Source organism: Denitratisoma oestradiolicum (assembly GCF_902813185.1).
Taxonomy (GTDB): Bacteria; Pseudomonadota; Gammaproteobacteria; order Burkholderiales; family Rhodocyclaceae; genus Denitratisoma; species Denitratisoma oestradiolicum.
This window is the reverse complement of the sequence record NZ_LR778301.1, coordinates 1,479,607-1,494,880: the sequence shown is the minus strand read 5'-3', so window position 1 is coordinate 1,494,880 and position 15,274 is coordinate 1,479,607. Positions and strand designations below refer to the sequence as shown.

Annotated in this window: 12 protein-coding genes; 5 read left to right on the top strand and 7 right to left on the bottom strand. The window is 62.7% G+C overall.

The features are described 5' to 3' along the window. The first annotated feature begins 187 nt into the window (after positions 1 to 187). The 5 genes from DENOEST_RS06835 to DENOEST_RS06815 all read left to right on the top strand — a co-directional run bounded on the left by DENOEST_RS06835 (position 188) and on the right by DENOEST_RS06815 (position 7,687). Complete coding sequence (locus DENOEST_RS06835) at positions 188 to 1,558, top strand: NAD(P)/FAD-dependent oxidoreductase (protein ID WP_197970546.1); 1,371 nt, start codon at positions 188 to 190, stop codon at positions 1,556 to 1,558. A 36-nt stretch (positions 1,559 to 1,594) separates the two neighbouring features. After that, positions 1,595 to 3,508 (top strand): outer membrane protein assembly factor BamB family protein, encoded by a 1,914-nt coding sequence (locus DENOEST_RS06830; protein ID WP_145769709.1) that lies wholly within the window; start codon positions 1,595 to 1,597, stop codon positions 3,506 to 3,508. Continuing rightward, positions 3,505 to 4,023: a hypothetical protein gene (locus DENOEST_RS06825; RefSeq protein WP_145769708.1), complete on the top strand. Its 519-nt coding sequence runs from the start codon at positions 3,505 to 3,507 to the stop codon at positions 4,021 to 4,023. The genes DENOEST_RS06830 and DENOEST_RS06825 overlap by 4 nt, the downstream gene beginning before the upstream one ends. Positions 4,024 to 4,120: 97 nt before the next feature. Continuing rightward, entirely contained in the window at positions 4,121 to 6,388 is a 2,268-nt protein-coding gene (locus DENOEST_RS06820) for a TonB-dependent receptor (protein ID WP_170228112.1), read from the top strand. A gap of 78 nt (positions 6,389 to 6,466) precedes the next feature. Then, positions 6,467 to 7,687: a saccharopine dehydrogenase family protein gene (locus DENOEST_RS06815; protein ID WP_145769706.1), complete on the top strand. Its 1,221-nt coding sequence runs from the start codon at positions 6,467 to 6,469 to the stop codon at positions 7,685 to 7,687. 100 nt (positions 7,688 to 7,787) lie between these two features. On the opposite strand, the gene DENOEST_RS06810 is transcribed toward DENOEST_RS06815, so the two are convergent. The 7 genes from DENOEST_RS06810 to moaC all read right to left on the bottom strand — a co-directional run bounded on the left by DENOEST_RS06810 (position 7,788) and on the right by moaC (position 15,267). Beyond that, entirely contained in the window at positions 7,788 to 9,251 is a 1,464-nt protein-coding gene (locus tag DENOEST_RS06810) for a phytoene desaturase family protein (RefSeq protein WP_145769705.1), read from the bottom strand. A 13-nt stretch (positions 9,252 to 9,264) separates the two neighbouring features. Continuing rightward, the gene (locus DENOEST_RS06805) at positions 9,265 to 9,738 is read right to left on the bottom strand and encodes a hypothetical protein (RefSeq protein ID WP_145769704.1); all 474 of its coding nucleotides are present in this window, start codon (positions 9,736 to 9,738) and stop codon (positions 9,265 to 9,267) included. A gap of 5 nt (positions 9,739 to 9,743) precedes the next feature. After that, positions 9,744 to 10,289 carry a DOMON domain-containing protein gene (locus DENOEST_RS06800; RefSeq protein WP_145769703.1) on the bottom strand — a complete coding sequence of 182 codons (546 nt, stop codon included), beginning with the start codon at positions 10,287 to 10,289 and terminating at the stop codon, positions 9,744 to 9,746. Between the two features lie 28 nt (positions 10,290 to 10,317). Further along, positions 10,318 to 11,355, bottom strand: coding sequence for a 4Fe-4S dicluster domain-containing protein (locus tag DENOEST_RS06795; protein ID WP_145769702.1), 1,038 nt, complete (start codon positions 11,353 to 11,355; stop codon positions 10,318 to 10,320). Between the two features lie 12 nt (positions 11,356 to 11,367). Continuing rightward, positions 11,368 to 14,310, bottom strand: a complete 2,943-nt coding sequence (locus tag DENOEST_RS06790; RefSeq protein WP_145769701.1) for a molybdopterin-dependent oxidoreductase — start codon at positions 14,308 to 14,310, stop codon at positions 11,368 to 11,370. Between the two features lie 169 nt (positions 14,311 to 14,479). Continuing rightward, positions 14,480 to 14,707: a sulfurtransferase TusA family protein gene (locus DENOEST_RS06785; RefSeq protein WP_145769700.1), complete on the bottom strand. Its 228-nt coding sequence runs from the start codon at positions 14,705 to 14,707 to the stop codon at positions 14,480 to 14,482. 83 nt (positions 14,708 to 14,790) lie between these two features. After that, positions 14,791 to 15,267, bottom strand: a complete 477-nt coding sequence (gene moaC / locus DENOEST_RS06780; RefSeq protein ID WP_145769699.1) for a cyclic pyranopterin monophosphate synthase MoaC — start codon at positions 15,265 to 15,267, stop codon at positions 14,791 to 14,793. Between the last annotated feature and the right edge of the window lie 7 nt (positions 15,268 to 15,274).

The window sequence follows — 15,274 nt, the reverse complement described above, 5'->3', positions numbered from 1 at the left end:
TTTTTCTTGGATTCCGGCGTTCGCCGGAATGACGCATTGGGACTTTTTCAGTGCTTCCTTAGCCGTCCCCCAGGACCGCCTGGTACCACTTGGTACTAGAGGGCATTTTTCCTCCTCCGTAGCATTCCAGCCATCGCCCGCGGCCCGCCCGGGGCCTGATGACCGAATAAGTGCTGGAGGTTTACGCTTGAACCGCATCGCCCCAGGGTCCGCCGACCTAATCCGCCGCCCTGACCCCCGCCAGGCCACCCTAGCCTACGAGAGCGGCACGGTGCCCGTCCATTGCAGCGCTTGGCCACCCGAAGAACCCCTTCCGCTCTACCCTGCCCTGGCAGGCCACATCGAAACCGACGTCGTCGTCATCGGCGCCGGTCTGGCCGGCGCCTCGGTCAGCCTGCACCTGGCGGAACTGGGTGTGGCCACCGTGACCCTGGAAGCCAGGCAGCCGGCCAACGGCGCCTCGGGTCGCAATGCGGGCCACGTCCAGCCCTTCCTCGACGTCCTTGAACCCCTGCAGGCCTGGCCCGACAAGGGCAGGCGCCTGGTCGATGCCCTGATCCAGCATCGCAACATCGTCTACGACCTGTGCCTGAAGCATGGCATCCAGGGCGACGCCTCCCCCGACGGCCTCCTCGAAGCCGCCTTCCAGCCCTCTGCCGCACTGGAACAGAAGGCCAGGCGCTGGCGCGACTTCGGCTACGAGGTGAATCCGGTGGACGCCGCTCAGGTCCGGACCATGCTCGGTACCGAGCGCTACCGCTGGGGTATTCACTGGAAAGAAGGTGGCCGGGTCAATCCCTACCTCTTCACCCAGGGCATGGTGGCGGCCGCCGCCCGCCTTGGTGCCCGGGTGTACGGCGACTCGCCGGTCAGCGCCTGTGAAAAGGACGGCCAGCGCTGGCGCGTGACCACACCCTGGGGCACCGTGCTGGCCCGCCGCATCGTGGTGTGCACCAGCGGCCATGCCGGCAACGCCTTCTTCCCGCAACTGGCCCAGACCCAATACCCCCTGGTGGCCTGCGGTCTCGCCACCCGGCCCCTGCCCGATGCCCTGCTGGAAACCCTGAACCCGAGCCGGGTGGTATTCACTCAGTTTCCTACGGGGCTCTATCCCCTGGTGATCGACGGCCGCAAGCGCCTTGTCACCGCCACCATCCCCGGTCCGGGCCAGGCCGGCAACGCGGAGACCCATTTCAACTATCTCCTGCGCTACCTGCACCGCACCTTCCCCCAGACCCGGGCTTTCACCCTGGAACTGGAGTCCTATTGGACGGGGGTGACGGCGAGTTCCTCCCACGTTTACCACCAGGACTACGCAAAGTTCTACCGGGTGGAGGACAACGTCTTCGCCCTGATGAACCTGGGCACCTGGGGCAATGTCATGGGTCCCCTGCTGGGCATGAGCCTGGCCCGCGCCCTGGCCGCCGGCCGCCCGGAAGACTGCGTCCTGCCCCTGGAAGCACCGGTCCCGGTCCGCTTCCCGGGCCTTTTCGAATTCAAGGTTCGCCGGCTGATGATTCCCGCCGCCCGTCTGGTGGACAAGCTGGGCTTCACCTGAATCGCTTACCGATACAACTCCATACACCGAACAACAATGACTACCACGTCCCTCCGTATCACCCTGTCGCTACTGGCCCTGACCCAGGCGCTGCCGGCCCGGGCCGATAAGCTGCCCGACCATGCCGAAGCCAAGGAGGCCGGCGTCTGGACTGCCAGTTCCGTCTCATCCCCAGTCTTCGCCCCCGTGAACGACCAGGACGTCGTCATCGGCAAGCAGGGGGCGGCGATCTTCGCCAAGACCTGTGCGGTCTGCCACGATCACCCTCAAGGCCGCATTCCACCCACCAACTCACTGGGCTTTCGCAGTCCTGAATCCATCGTCAACGTGCTCACCAGCGGACCGATGAAGCCCATGGCCCAGGCTGCGGGACTGAGCGAAGCAGAGATCCGCGCCGTGGCCACCCACCTCACGGGACGCCAGCCCGGCACCGGACCCAAGCCCCTGCCCAATCTGTGCACCACCCCCGGCACCCCGGTACGAATCGGCCCCGACGACTGGCCCTTCCTGGCCCGCGACATGACCAATAGCGGCCACCAGCCCCGTCCTGGCATCGGCGCCAGCGACCTACCGCGACTCAAGCTGAAGTGGGCCTACGCCTATCCCGGCGGCATCGGTAGCGAACCCATCGTCGCTGGCGGCCGCGTGTTCACCTCCACCGGCACCGGCGATGTGGTGTCCCTTGACGCCCAGACCGGCTGCACCCGCTGGATCTACGCCACCGAGCGCAGCATCCGTCGCGTCAGCGTCGGCGCCCCCGCCTCCCAGCCCAACAAGCCCTTGGTCTTTGTTGGCGACACCAAGGGCACGGTCTACGGGATTGACGCCAACACCGGCGCCCTGCGCTGGAAGACCGAAGTGGAGGAGCATGTACTGACGCGACTCACAGCCAGCCCAACCCTGGCTGGCGACCGCTTGTTCGTACCGATTTCATCCATGGAGGACCCCCTCACCCACGATCCGGACTATCCCTGCTGCACCTTCCGTGGTGGCGTAGTGGCGCTTGATGCCACCAGCGGCAAGCTGCTGTGGAAGACCCACACCATTGCCCAGCCCCCCCAGCCCAGCGGGAAGAAGACGGCCAAGGGCCTGCCGCTTTCCAGCCCCGCCGGCGCGTCCATCTGGACCCCTCTGGTGGCGGACGTGAAGCGCCAGGTGGTCTATGCCGCCACGGGCGAGTCCTACGACATGGACGATCCCAAGGGCGCCTACTCCATCATGGCCTTCGACATGGCCACCGGTGCGGTACGCTGGCAACAGTCCACCCTGCCCCCGGCCAAGGTGCGTGACGCCGAATGCAAGGCCCGGGGCGAGGACACCGACTGCCGCAACATCTTTGGTTTCGGCTCACCGCCCCTCCTGGCAACGCTACCCAATGGCCGCCAACTGGTGATGGCCGGCCAGAAATACGGCGTGGTCTACGCCATGGACCCGGACCGGCAAGGCCGCATCGTCTGGCGCAACAAGGTCGCCTACGGCGGTGACGTGGGCGGCATCATGTACGGCATGGCCAGTGTCGGCGGCCAGCTCTACGTTCCCATCGGCGACGTGGATGCCAAGCCCGGCCAGAACCCCGGGGCCGTGTTGAAGCTGAACCTGGCCAACGGCAAGCAACTCTGGCGCACCCCGGCCCCCCCGCCCCGCTGCACCTGGGGCGAGCGCGGCTGCCATGCCGCCCAGTCGGCCTCGGTGGCGCTGCTGCCGGACTTCGCCTTGGTCGGTTCCTGGGATGGCCATCTGCGGGCCTACGACAACGCCAGCGGCAAGATCCTCTGGGAGACCGATACCGCGCGCAAATTCCCGGCGGTGAATGGCATCGAGGCCGAGGGCGGCGCGGTCAGCGGCTATGCCCAGGCGGTGGTGAATGGCGCGGTCTATGTGGCATCGGGCGCCGCCAGCCAGCGCCGTCCCGGCAACGCGCTGCTGGTCTACACGGTGGACGGCCTATGAGCACCTCCCGACTGTGCCCCTTGGCCGGCCTGCTGTTGGGCCTGGCCGCCGCCACGACCGGCGCCGCGGCCGATACCACGAACAAACCGTGCCAAAGCGCCGCCCATCGCCAATTCGACTTCTGGATCGGCCACTGGCAGGTCAGCACCGCCGACAACACGGTGGTCGGCAACAACCGCATCAGCGCAATCGCCGGCGGCTGCGCCCTGCTCGAGGAATGGAGCGGTGCCGACGGCGGCAGCGGCAAGAGCCTGATCGTCTACCAGCCCGAGCGCGGCCGCTGGCGCCAGCTCTGGGCCGACAGCAACAGTGAACGCAGCGACCGCCAGGGCCGCCCCGGCCTGGGCGGCATGGTACTGACCGACGCGGCGGGTCCGGGACGACGCGGTCGCAACGTACTGCGTGCGGTCTCCGCCGACGAGCTGCGCCAACTGGAACAGAGCAGCAGCGACGGCGGCCGCACCTGGACCACCGTCTTCAAAGGCATCTACCGGCGACTGCCGGCCCAGCCTTGAACACGGATTCCCGATTCATAGCAGCAAAGGGTTTACGGCGCGCAATGCGTCGGCAAGTGAGGCAGGTACTTCAATAACCATGAACGGAGGACGACCGATGAATATTCAACATAAACACTTTGCAGCACGCATCATTCCCACACTGATTGCCTCAGCCCTGGCTGGGACAACAATGACGGCGCTTGCAGAAAAAGGAGCAGTACTGGAAGAAGTTATCGTCACTGCCCAGAAACGGGCTGAACGCCTGCAGGACGTGCCGCTGTCCATTTCCGCCATCAGTGGCGGACAACTGGAGGCACGGGGCATAGAGGGCGGCGCAGACATCTCTGGCCTCGCACCCAATGTGGTGGTCAACCGGTCGCCAGCCAACGATCTGATTTCCCAGATCAGCATTCGCGGCGCCTCGACCGGTCAGCCATCGATACTGGTCGACCCGTCGGTCGGCATGTATATCGATGGTGTCTATGTCGCCAAATCCCTGGGCAACCTGTCGGAAATGGTCGATCTGGAGCGCATCGAAGTGCTGCGCGGCCCGCAGGGCACGCTTTTCGGGCGCAACACGCTGGGCGGAGCGATCAACTTCATTTCCCGCAAGCCTGCCGGCGTTTTCAGCGGTTCGGCCAATCTGGAGATTGGCAACTTCGGCCATCACGTCGAACGCCTGTCCATCGATCTGCCCAAGATGGGCATCACCAGCCTGAGTTTCGCCCTGCGTAACGAAATGCAGGACGGCTGGCTGAAAAACGACAATGGCCGCGCTTTCAGCGACAAAGACCGCCAAGCATTCCGCCTCGCAGCCAACTTCGACATCAGCCGCGATTTTCAGGTGGATTACAAATACGATCACACCGAATCCGACTCCATGCCCACGGCTGCCACGCTCTATGCAGCCAACGGCAGCGGCACCATATTGTACGGTGGCCTCGATCTGGAAGCTCTGGGTTATGTGGGCACGGCGTCCCGTGCCTCCACGAGCCGGCCCAAATCCTTCGCCGCCGATCCCGGTGGAACCTTCTACCAGAAGCTGAAAGTCGATGGCCACGCTCTGACCGCCACCTATCAGCTCGACCCGAGCAATACCGTCAAATACATCGGCTCTTACCGCAAGCTTTTCTATAGCGATCAAATGGACCTGGACGGGACGCCCCTTCCCATTGTTGTCACGGGACAGGACACTGATCTGAGAACCTGGTCGCACGAATTCCAGTGGGTCGGCAATACTGATCGCTTCAACTATGTGGCGGGATACTACATCTTCAAAGAAGATGGCTTCACCTACGATATGCGCGGCATTTATGGGGATAACGGCTTCGTCAACAGCGGCGTAACTACCAAGCAAAAAGCTATCTACGGTCAGTTGGACTGGAAAGCCACGCCCAATCTGACCCTCACCGCCGGCATTCGGCGCACTCGTGAAGATCGTGGTTTGCAGGCTAGCCAATACGGTACCGTTGGTTATCAGGGGCCTGTTTTTGAAACTCGTGTTGCCCCTGTGGAATACATGACCGGCTTCAGCGCCACCACCCCCACTTTGAGTGCGATCTACAAACTCAGTGATACGGTCAATATTTATGCCCGCATGGCCAAGGGATTTAAAAGCGGAGGCTGGAACGGCGAAGCAACAAATCCGATAACCCTGAGCACCCCCTATCAACCTGAAAAATCACAGACCCTCGAGTTCGGGGTGAAGAGCAATTTCGCCGAAGGCCGGGGCATGTTCAACGCGACCTATTTCCACAACAAGATCACCGACATGCAACTCACGATGATCCCGCCCGGCTCGGTACAGTCCAATTTATATAACGCCGGCAAAGCCACCCAACAGGGCATTGAGCTTGAACTGACCTGGCAAATGAGCGACGGCTGGCGCTTAACTAGCAGTTACGGCTATCTGGATGCGAAGTTCGATGAATATTTGGATGCGGGGATCAATCCCCCGAATGCAGGTGTCGTGATCAATACCGCCAGCAATCGCGAAATGCCCTATGCCCCCAAGCACACTCTGAACCTTGCCATTGATGGCCGTCTGGCCAAGACTGATTGGGGCACGCTGCGGTTAATCGCAGACTACACCTGGCTGTCGGAGCGCTTTCTCTACGCCGTCAACAAGAGCTACGACTCACCGCTTGCGGCCAGTGGTGCAGTAGCGTCGATGACGGAAATCTCAGCCATCGGTCTGCTAAACACCCGCCTGCTGCTGGCCAATATCCCCGTGGGGGGGCCCGGCGCCGCCGAAGCGTCCTTCTGGGTAAAGAATCTGACCGACGAGAAAAAATCAATGAACGGCATCGATTTCTACTTCTACAGGACTGCAACCTGGGCACCTCCCCGGACGTATGGCGTCTCTTTTGGCTACAAGTGGTAATCCGAACCTGGGAAAGCGTGGGGCTTACCCCCTCGCTTTCCATGCTCCCTGAAGAGTTTCCCTTACTCAAGAAAAAACATGATGCGCATCCTGACCCTAGGCTGTGGTGGTGTCGGCGCCAACGCCACCAAGCAAATGGCTGCCCGCCACCCGGAGATCGAATATGTAGTCGCCGATCTGAACATCGATACAGCACAGCACCTTGCCCACGACCTGGCAGGCTGTGCCCGCCCCCTGCGCGTGGATGTACACGACCGACAAAGCTTGAATGTCGCCTGTGAAGGCGTCGACCTGATCTTCAATGCCGCTGGCCCCTACTATCGCAACGCGGCACCCGTCATCGACATGGCCATAGAAAAGAGGATCGACTACATCGACGTCAATGACGACCATGACGTGGCTGAAAATCTCTTCGGCGACAGCGAATTCATGGCCCGCGTAGCAGCGGCGGGCATTCGAATGGTTGTCGGCTGCGGCTTTGCACCAGGCATGACCAATGTGATGGCCCGTTACGCTGCGGATCGCCTCGACCGGGTGGAGGCGATCCGCCTGGCCTTGGCCGTGCCCTTCGTGCCCACGCTGTTCACCCCGGCGATCCTGGAGCACATGTTCCATATAACGGCCGGGACCGTGACCCAGGTGATAGATGGCATCAGGCAGCAGGTTCCCGGCTGGAGCGGGGAACGAATAGTCCAGTTTGCGGAGCCCTTTGGTGCCTATCCCGCGTACTATTTCGGCCATGGCGAGACAGTGACCCTGGCCCATTTCATGCCAGGAGTCAAAGAGGTGAGCAACCGGCTGGCATTCATGCCCAAATCCGGATCAGACAAATGGCGCACCTTGATCGAGCAGGGCTTTGCCTCCACATCACCCCTGGACGACCTGGGGTTCTCACCTGCTCGTTACATCGCCCACCATATGAAGTCGGTGAGTGCTAAGGCCTATTTCTCACCAGACCTAAGCACAGGCCCCAATGGCTATTCGAACCAAGTAGAGGTAGAAGGATTCCGCAACGGCGACCGAGTGTCTATCACCTGCGAGGTACACGGCAGCATGAGCGAAGAACGGTTCGAGAAAGGGAAACGCTCCCTTGAACTGGATACCACGCCAACCTGTGCGAGGATCGGCATGGAAGCCTTCCTCCGCAACGAGGTGCAGGGACAGGGACTGCTGGCACCTGAAGTCAGCTTCGAACCAGAAGCGTTCATACGGGAAGTCCTAGAGGCAAGCCAACTAACCATGCACATGAAGGAAACCATCATTCGCTGCGATCTACGGCAGATATCCACTTCAGGGTAAAGCGCCGCTGAAAACAAGCACCACAGTCGTTGCGATAGCTTTCGTTGACAGCAGAGAGATCGAACCGATGATCAACCAGTCCAAAGCACTCTCAAAATGGTTAGACGGGAATCCTGCAGGGGTAATCCATCAAATGCTCGGCCACCGCCATGCCCGAGGCCACTGCCTGCTGGGTGCCGACGCCACGGCCGCCGGCATCGCAGCCGACGAAATACAGCCCGGGAATCCCGCTGTCTATCGACGGCTTGCCGCTACCACATTGCCCCACCGTCTGCCCCAGGCCAATGCACTCGCCTCCCTGGCCTGTCATCACCGTATCCCGGGTCAGGCGGCTGACATCCCGGGCCGTATAGAACTCTCGATCGTCGATCAGCGACTCCAGTCGCGGATAGGCGGCCCACATCACGGCCTCGTGGGCCTCGCGCCATTGGGCCAGTTCGGCTTCGTCCAGGTTGGGATCGGCCGGACACCAGTAGCCGGTCAGCAGCACCTGCCGGCCATCCGGCGCGGCAGCAGGGTCGTACACCGAGGGTGCCTCGAAAAAGATCACTCCCCGCTTTGACTCCCGGCCGGCGCAGGCGGCTTCGAAACGGGCCTGGGTCCAGGGCGACTCGGCGGAAAAGATGACGCCGTAGGGCACATCCACCAAGGGTTCCCGCAGGAAATAGCGGGTGCCCATCATGCCGATGGAAGGCTTCAGCTGCCGCACCTTTTCTCGCAGGGGCGCTGCCAGCGGCTCCTCGGCCAGGAGCTTGAGTGCGGTGGGCTGGATGCCCACATTGCTCACCACGGCGCTTCCCCGGAAATCCCCCTGCTCGGTGCGCACACCGACTACCCGGCCGGCTTCGACGATCAGTTGCTCGACCTTGCAGCCCATGCGCACCTCGCCGCCGCATTCCCGCACCTTCTGGCACAGGGCTTCTGCCATGGCCCCGAACCCGCCGACGCAGAAGAGGCCGCCGCCCCGCTGGAACATGCTTTGCAGGCCATGGATCGCCTCGGCGGCGCAGAGGGTATCCACCGGCACCATGTACATCAGGTCGCACATCAGGCTGACCAGAAAGGCATGGACCGCCGGGGGCAGAGCCTGGGGCGCCAGCCATTGAGCGAAGGACATGCCCTCCAGGGCATCGATCTGCGCCGGCGTCAGGGAAAGCAGGGACATGATGGTGCCCATCACCGCCATCCGTTGTTCGGCGGGAACCTCCAGCCAATCCAGCAATACCGTGGGGTCGAGGCTGCTGCCATCGCCCCGGGGCATCAGGCGGAACGCCCCCTGGGAGGACTGATACAGACTGTCCGATGCCCCCATGCTGACCAGCTGCACGCGCTCCGTCAGACCCAGGCGCCGCAACAGACGCTCGTGCATGCTATCGACGGCAGGCGCCGACACGACAACCCAGGCGGCATAGGTGTAACCGTTGCGCTGCAGGGTCATACCCTTGCCACCGGCATTGGGGTTTTGCTCCAGCAGCAACACCCGCTTTCCGCCCTGGGCGAGCAAGGCCCCACAGGATGCCCCGCCAAGACCGGCGCCGACCACGATCACATCGAATTGCTCCATCGGGGTTTTCCTTCTAAAGATCGTTCAGAAAGCGTTGCACCAGCCCCATCATGGCAGGTCGGTTGTTCAAGGCGGCCAGTGCAGCCACCACCCAGGGGCGCAGATATCGGTCCCGCAGGCCGTCGATCAGCACCGGCTCCTCCCGCTCGATGGCCAGACCATAAAGCTCGCAGACCGGCCCCAGATGGTCGGGGGGCAAGCGGCGCTCATCCCACTCCACTTCCAGATAATTGGCCACGCGCATCAGATCTTCGCGCGTCCCCGCACCTTCACACTGCAACAGCGCGTGCAACAGCACCGGTACTGGCGGCTGGGGCATGCCGGCATGGAAGCTGTTCCAGTACTCGATCCGCACATCCTCGAAGCGGCCGGGCAGGCCCAGCACTTCCCAGGCCTCCTGATGCTCCTCATTGTCCGCCAGGGGGCTCCACAGGCAGCCCCAGGCCAGCATGCGCAGGGCGGCAGGTTTCAGGGACGCCTCGATCATGGCCGTCATTCCACCGCCAGCCAGCCGGGACTGATGGATTTGAGTCCCGCCCGTTCCTGTTCCTGGCCCTGCCAGACGGCCAGGGCGATCTGGCGCTGCTTTTCCAGGGCCGGCCACTCGGGCAACTCGAACATCACCTGCCAGCGCCCATTCCGCCATTCCCCCGTGACCTTGGCGCTGGCGGGTGCAACCGTCCGCTTCACCGAGCCCAGCCCTTCGGCCTGGATCAGAAAAGGCGCGCTCTTGTCGGGACGCCACAGCAGTCCCTCCACCGCCTTGCCCGGCGCCCCCATGGTCATCCAGGGGGCATCCGCCGCCTGGGGTGCAAGAACGGCGCAGGCATCCACGAACTTGTCGGTCTCTCGGGCAATATCCTGCACCGGTTTCCCGCAGGCCCAGGCCAGGGTGATCTTCCAGCCCTTGCCCACAGCCTCCACGGCAATCTCGGCCAGGGCCGTGCGCGGCGTGCTGCGATCGGCATAGGCCACCGGCACATAGCCCCCAGGTTGCGTCACGGTGGGGGCGGGAATCAGGCTGACACTCTGTTTCATGATGGTTTTCTCCGTCTCTCGTGCAGCTTCAGGAAATCACTTCCCGATGCTGGGGCGCCAGCTTGAAGTTGTTGTTCCAGTCGTAGGCGATCAGCAGATCCATCAGTTCGCTGGCCTCGCCCCGCTTCTTTTTCTCCCGCTCGGCCAGGAGGATATCCAGGGCCGGTTTCACCGCCGAGCCGAACAGGGACTCCAGGTAGGCCAGGGGAATGCGCGGCTCACTGGTGGGCCGCCCCTTATCGTCCAGCTGGGGCGGGCTCATGGGCGGCACGTAGAACACGTTGGGGCCCAGGCCGTACTCGGGATGGAGCGGAATGGCCACCTTCCATTTCTCCACCAGCTTCCAGATGGGGCCATCCTGGTCATCCCGGTAACCCACGAAGCGCAGGCGGCCCGGACACTGGCGGGCACAGGCCGGGGCGACGCCCTCCTCCACCCGGGGCAGGCAGAAGATGCACTTGGACGACACCTGGCGCATGTGGTCGTAAAAGACCTTCTTGTAGGGGCAGGCTTCGACGCAGAAGCGGTAGCCATGGCACTTGTCCTGGTTCACCAGGACGATGCCGTCTTCCTTGCGCTTGTGGATGGCCGCCCGGGGGCAGGCATCGAGGCAGGCTGGATGGGTGCAGTGGTTGCACAGCCGGGGCAGGTAGAAGTAGTGGTTGTCCTTGGGGTAATTGCCCTTGCCCTCGTCCTCGTCGAAGTTGGGGCCCCACTTCACTTCTTCCTTGGGCTTGATCCACACCTTCACCGGCTGGGCGGTGGAAGCCAGAGCCTCCTTGTGGTTGAAGGTCCAGGCCCGGCCATAGCCGGTGTCGATGTTGGGCAGCTTGCCGCGCTGGGTTTCTCCCGCCAAATTGCGGCCGGCGGTATCAGGGTCGTGGATGTTGGCCGGGAAGCCCTTGCCGGGCAGGGTCTCGACGTTGTTCCAGTAGGAATAGTCGGTTCCGGCATCGGTGTTCCACAGCTTCTTGCAGGCCACGGAACAGGTATGGCAACCCAGGCACTTGTTGAGGTCCAGGACCATGGAGACCTGGCGATCAGATTGGGGAATGTCGTATTTCATCGCTGTGCTCCGTCAAACCTTGGCCACGGACTTGGCGCCGGTGGGTTGCCCCGTCCAGGGGCGAATGCCCAGTCGGGTGTCCTGCACCGCGCTGCCGGGTTGGTAGCGGTTCATGCCATGGCTGATGTGGCCGTAGCCGCCTGCCATGTGCAGGGGATTGACCAGCCCCGGGATCAGCCACTTGTAGGACTGGTGGTTGGGGAACTGATGGGGCTCCCAGGCATGGTAGTAATAGGCCACCCCGGGCCGCACCATGGTGGAAATCTTGATCCGCATCCGCACCGAGCCATAGTCGTTGAACAACTCGGCATATTCGTAGTCCTTCACCCCGACCCGCTTCGCGTCGGTCGGGTTGAGCCAGACCTGGGGCTCACCCCGCTGGAAACGCAGCATCATCGGTGTATCGCGCCAGGTGGAATGGATGGACCAGCGGGCATGGCAGCTGACGAACTGGAAGGGATAGTCGCCCCCCGCCTTAGGACTTTCCTTGTGGGTGGGGAACTGCTCCCGCATTTCCACAAACCACGGGTGGTCGATGAAGGTGGTAATCCGGCCACTGTAGGTGGGCCAGGGCTCCTTGTGCTCAGTGAAGCGGGTCATGGTGTTCAACACACCCTTGCCCTTCCAGTCCGGGTTGTTGAGAGCGCCGGCCTGTATATTGCCGCCGGTCCCGGTGTATTTGGCGATGCCGGTCTTTTTCAGGCCTTCCACGGTCATGCCTTCCGTGGCCTCGCTGCGCAGGATTTCGTCAGCCAGCTTTTCGGCATCCTTGGCGCCCAGGGTCCCCTGGTTGCTGTAGCGCTGGTGCAGAGTCTTCCAATCGGTATCGCCACGGCCGCAGCCATCGAACACCGGTAGGCTCTTTTCCTTGGCCTGGCGCTCGATCTCCCGGGTCAGCAGCCAGTAGATTTCGTACTCGTCCTTGGCTTCGCCCAAGGGAGGCACCGCCACATCGCAATAATGCAGATAGGGGACGTAGGCCATGTTGTACTTGATCCCGGACTTCTCGTACCAGCCCGCCGCCGGCAGGATGTAGTCGGCCTGGGTCCCCGTAAAGGAGAACTTGGGATTGATGTCCACGATCAGTTCCATGTCATCCCAGATGTGGGCCTTGAGGAACTGGGGCAGGTTGTTCCGGCGCAGCAGGTTGGCACCGCCGCTGAAAAACACCTTGGGAGGCGCCTTACGGGGCAGGCCTGGCGCCCAGTCTTTCTCGTGGGCCTCGTCGTAATAGGCGGTCAGGGGCCGGGGGAAGAGATCCTGCTGCTCCCGGCTCAGGGCTTCCCGATACTCCTTGGAGCGGAAATTCACTTCCACCACGTCGGTGGTGCACAGCTTGGTCTTGAGATATTTTTTCTCGGTTTCCTGGGCCACTTCGGATTCGGTCTTGCGCTTCATGACGATATCCAGGGTGGCGTTGAACAGCTCCCCGGGGGACATGACCCCCAGCAGCACGGCGATCCGCCCTTGCAGGCCCTCCTTCTCCATCTGCATGGCATTGCCGAAACCTTCCAGGTCCACCCAGCCGCAGGCCTGGTAGCCCGCACCCTTGCGCCCCAGTGCTCCCTTCAGGGCCAGGCACAGCAGCTTGCTGCGATTCATCAGGTCCGAATGCAGGTAGCGGTTGGAACCCCAGGAAGACAGCACCATGGGCCGCTTGGCCTTGGCCCACCCTTCCGCAAAAGTGCGGATCTGCTCGACGGACAGCCCGGTCACCCGAGACGTTTGTTCGAAGGTCCAGGGGTCCAGATGTTCTTTGAGCATGGTGCCGACGGGCACCACGACCACTTCCTGACCATCCTTGAGTTTGATCTTCCACTGCCCCTCGATGGGCGGCTCGAAATCCAGGCTGAGCCGGCGGGTTTCATTGCCGGTACAGCCCGGTGCCTTCACCGGGGCCTGCTTGGCCGGGTGCCACATATAGAGCTGGGTCTCGCTGCCGCCCTGCACCAGATCGGCTTCCCGCAGGAAGCGGCCGCTATCCAGCCGGGCCAGCAAAGGGAGATCGGTCTGTTCCCGCACATAGGGCAGATCGATGGCATTGACCTCCAGCAGATGCCGCGCCACGGCCATGCCCAGGGCAGCATCGGTACCCACGGCAATGGGCAGCCACTGGTCGGCGTGAACCGCCGTGGCGGAATACATGGGATCGATGACCACCAGCTCGCTGCCGTTGTAGCGGGCCTCGTAGAGAAAATGGGCATCGGGTATCTGGGTCACCGAAGGATTCATCATCCAGACCACCAGATAGTCGGAGAGGAACCACTCGTCGGAGGAGCCCCCGGCATGGGCAAAGCCCAGGGACATGGTGGCACCGAAATTCAGGTCGCCGATCTCGGCCCAGTTGTCTGCGAATACCCCACCGGCCATGAACTGGAACTTGAAGCGCCCGGCCGTCGTCGGGCCGAAATCGAAATTGGGGCCGAGATCCTGATAGATGGTATCGGTGCCCCAGCGGCTGGCGGCACCGATGCACTTGTCGGCGATCTCGCCCATGGCCTGGTCCCAGCTGATGCGCTCCCATTGACCGGAGCCCCGGGGCCCCACCCGCTTGAGGGGCACGCTGGTCCGGGATGGACCATACATCACCTCCGTGTAACAGGCGCCCTTCTGGCATCCCCGAGGATTGAAATCCGGCACACCAGGCTCGGACTGTTCATAGGTGGCGGTCTGCTCCTCCCGCACCACCACGCCATCCTTGACGTAGAGATCCCAGGCACAGGCCGAGCGGCAATTGGCCCAGCCATGGGAACCCTTGGCCACCTTGTCCCAGTTCCAGCGCTGGCGGTAGAGGTCTTGCCAGGAATTGAGCTTGGGTGTGGTACGGGGACCGAGGGCAGCCGCACCCGGCGTCTTGAACTTGTAGTGGTACAGGGGGATGCCGATGGCACCCGCAGCAGCAGCGCCCGCCGCGTATTTGAGGAATTTCCTGCGTCCGGATACAACTCCAGTCACGGCCTTCTCCTTCTGGCATGGTCATTGGCATGTAAGCCTGCGACCCCCATAGGCAGCCGCGTCCTGGCTAACTCTCGAAGAGCCAGCCAGACGCACTATAACAAATTAAAAACTAACCAGTCAGTAATTTATTACAGAAGGAAAACCAGCCGAGACTGGGACCCTGTCCCTACTTGCGCTTGATCAGAAATACGAATTCCCCCTCCTTCTCCTCGCTCGCCAGCAATTCATTGCCGGTCTGTCTGGCGAAAGCGTGGAAATCCTTGACCGCACCGGCATCGGTGGCAAGGATGCGCAGCACCTGGCCAGACTGCATTTCGGCCAGGGTTTTTTTCGTGCGCAAGATGGGCAGGGGGCAGCTCAGGCCGCGGGCATCCAGTTCCCGGTCGAAATTCATGGGGCACCTAAAGAAGAGTCGAGATTCATGGCCACCGGCCAGAGGCTGGCAGCGCCAAATGAGTCGGCGGATTCCGCCGGGTGCTAGTCCTCTGCCCGCCAGTGGCCGGACTTGCCGCCCTGTTTTTCCAGCAGGCGTATCTGTTCGATCACCATGGCCCGATCCACCGCCTTGCACATGTCGTAGATGGTCAGCAGACCCACCGAAACCGCCGTCAGGGCCTCCATTTCCACGCCGGTACGGCCTACCGTCTCGGCCGTCACTTCGCAACGAATGGTGTGGTGGGCTTCATCCGGGAAAAACTCCACCGCAACCCGACTAAGTCCGATGGGATGACACAGGGGAATCAGTTCCCCGGTGCGCTTGGAGGCCTGGATCGCGGCGATGCGGGCAATGCCCAACACATCGCCCTTCTTGGCATCGCCACGACTGATCAGGGCGAAGGTCTCCGCCGCCATGCGGATACGCCCTTCGGCGCGGGCAATGCGGCGGGTTTCGGCCTTGCCGCCAACATCGACCATGTGGGCCTGGCCGGCGCCATCAAAATGAGTAAGAGTCATGATGTAA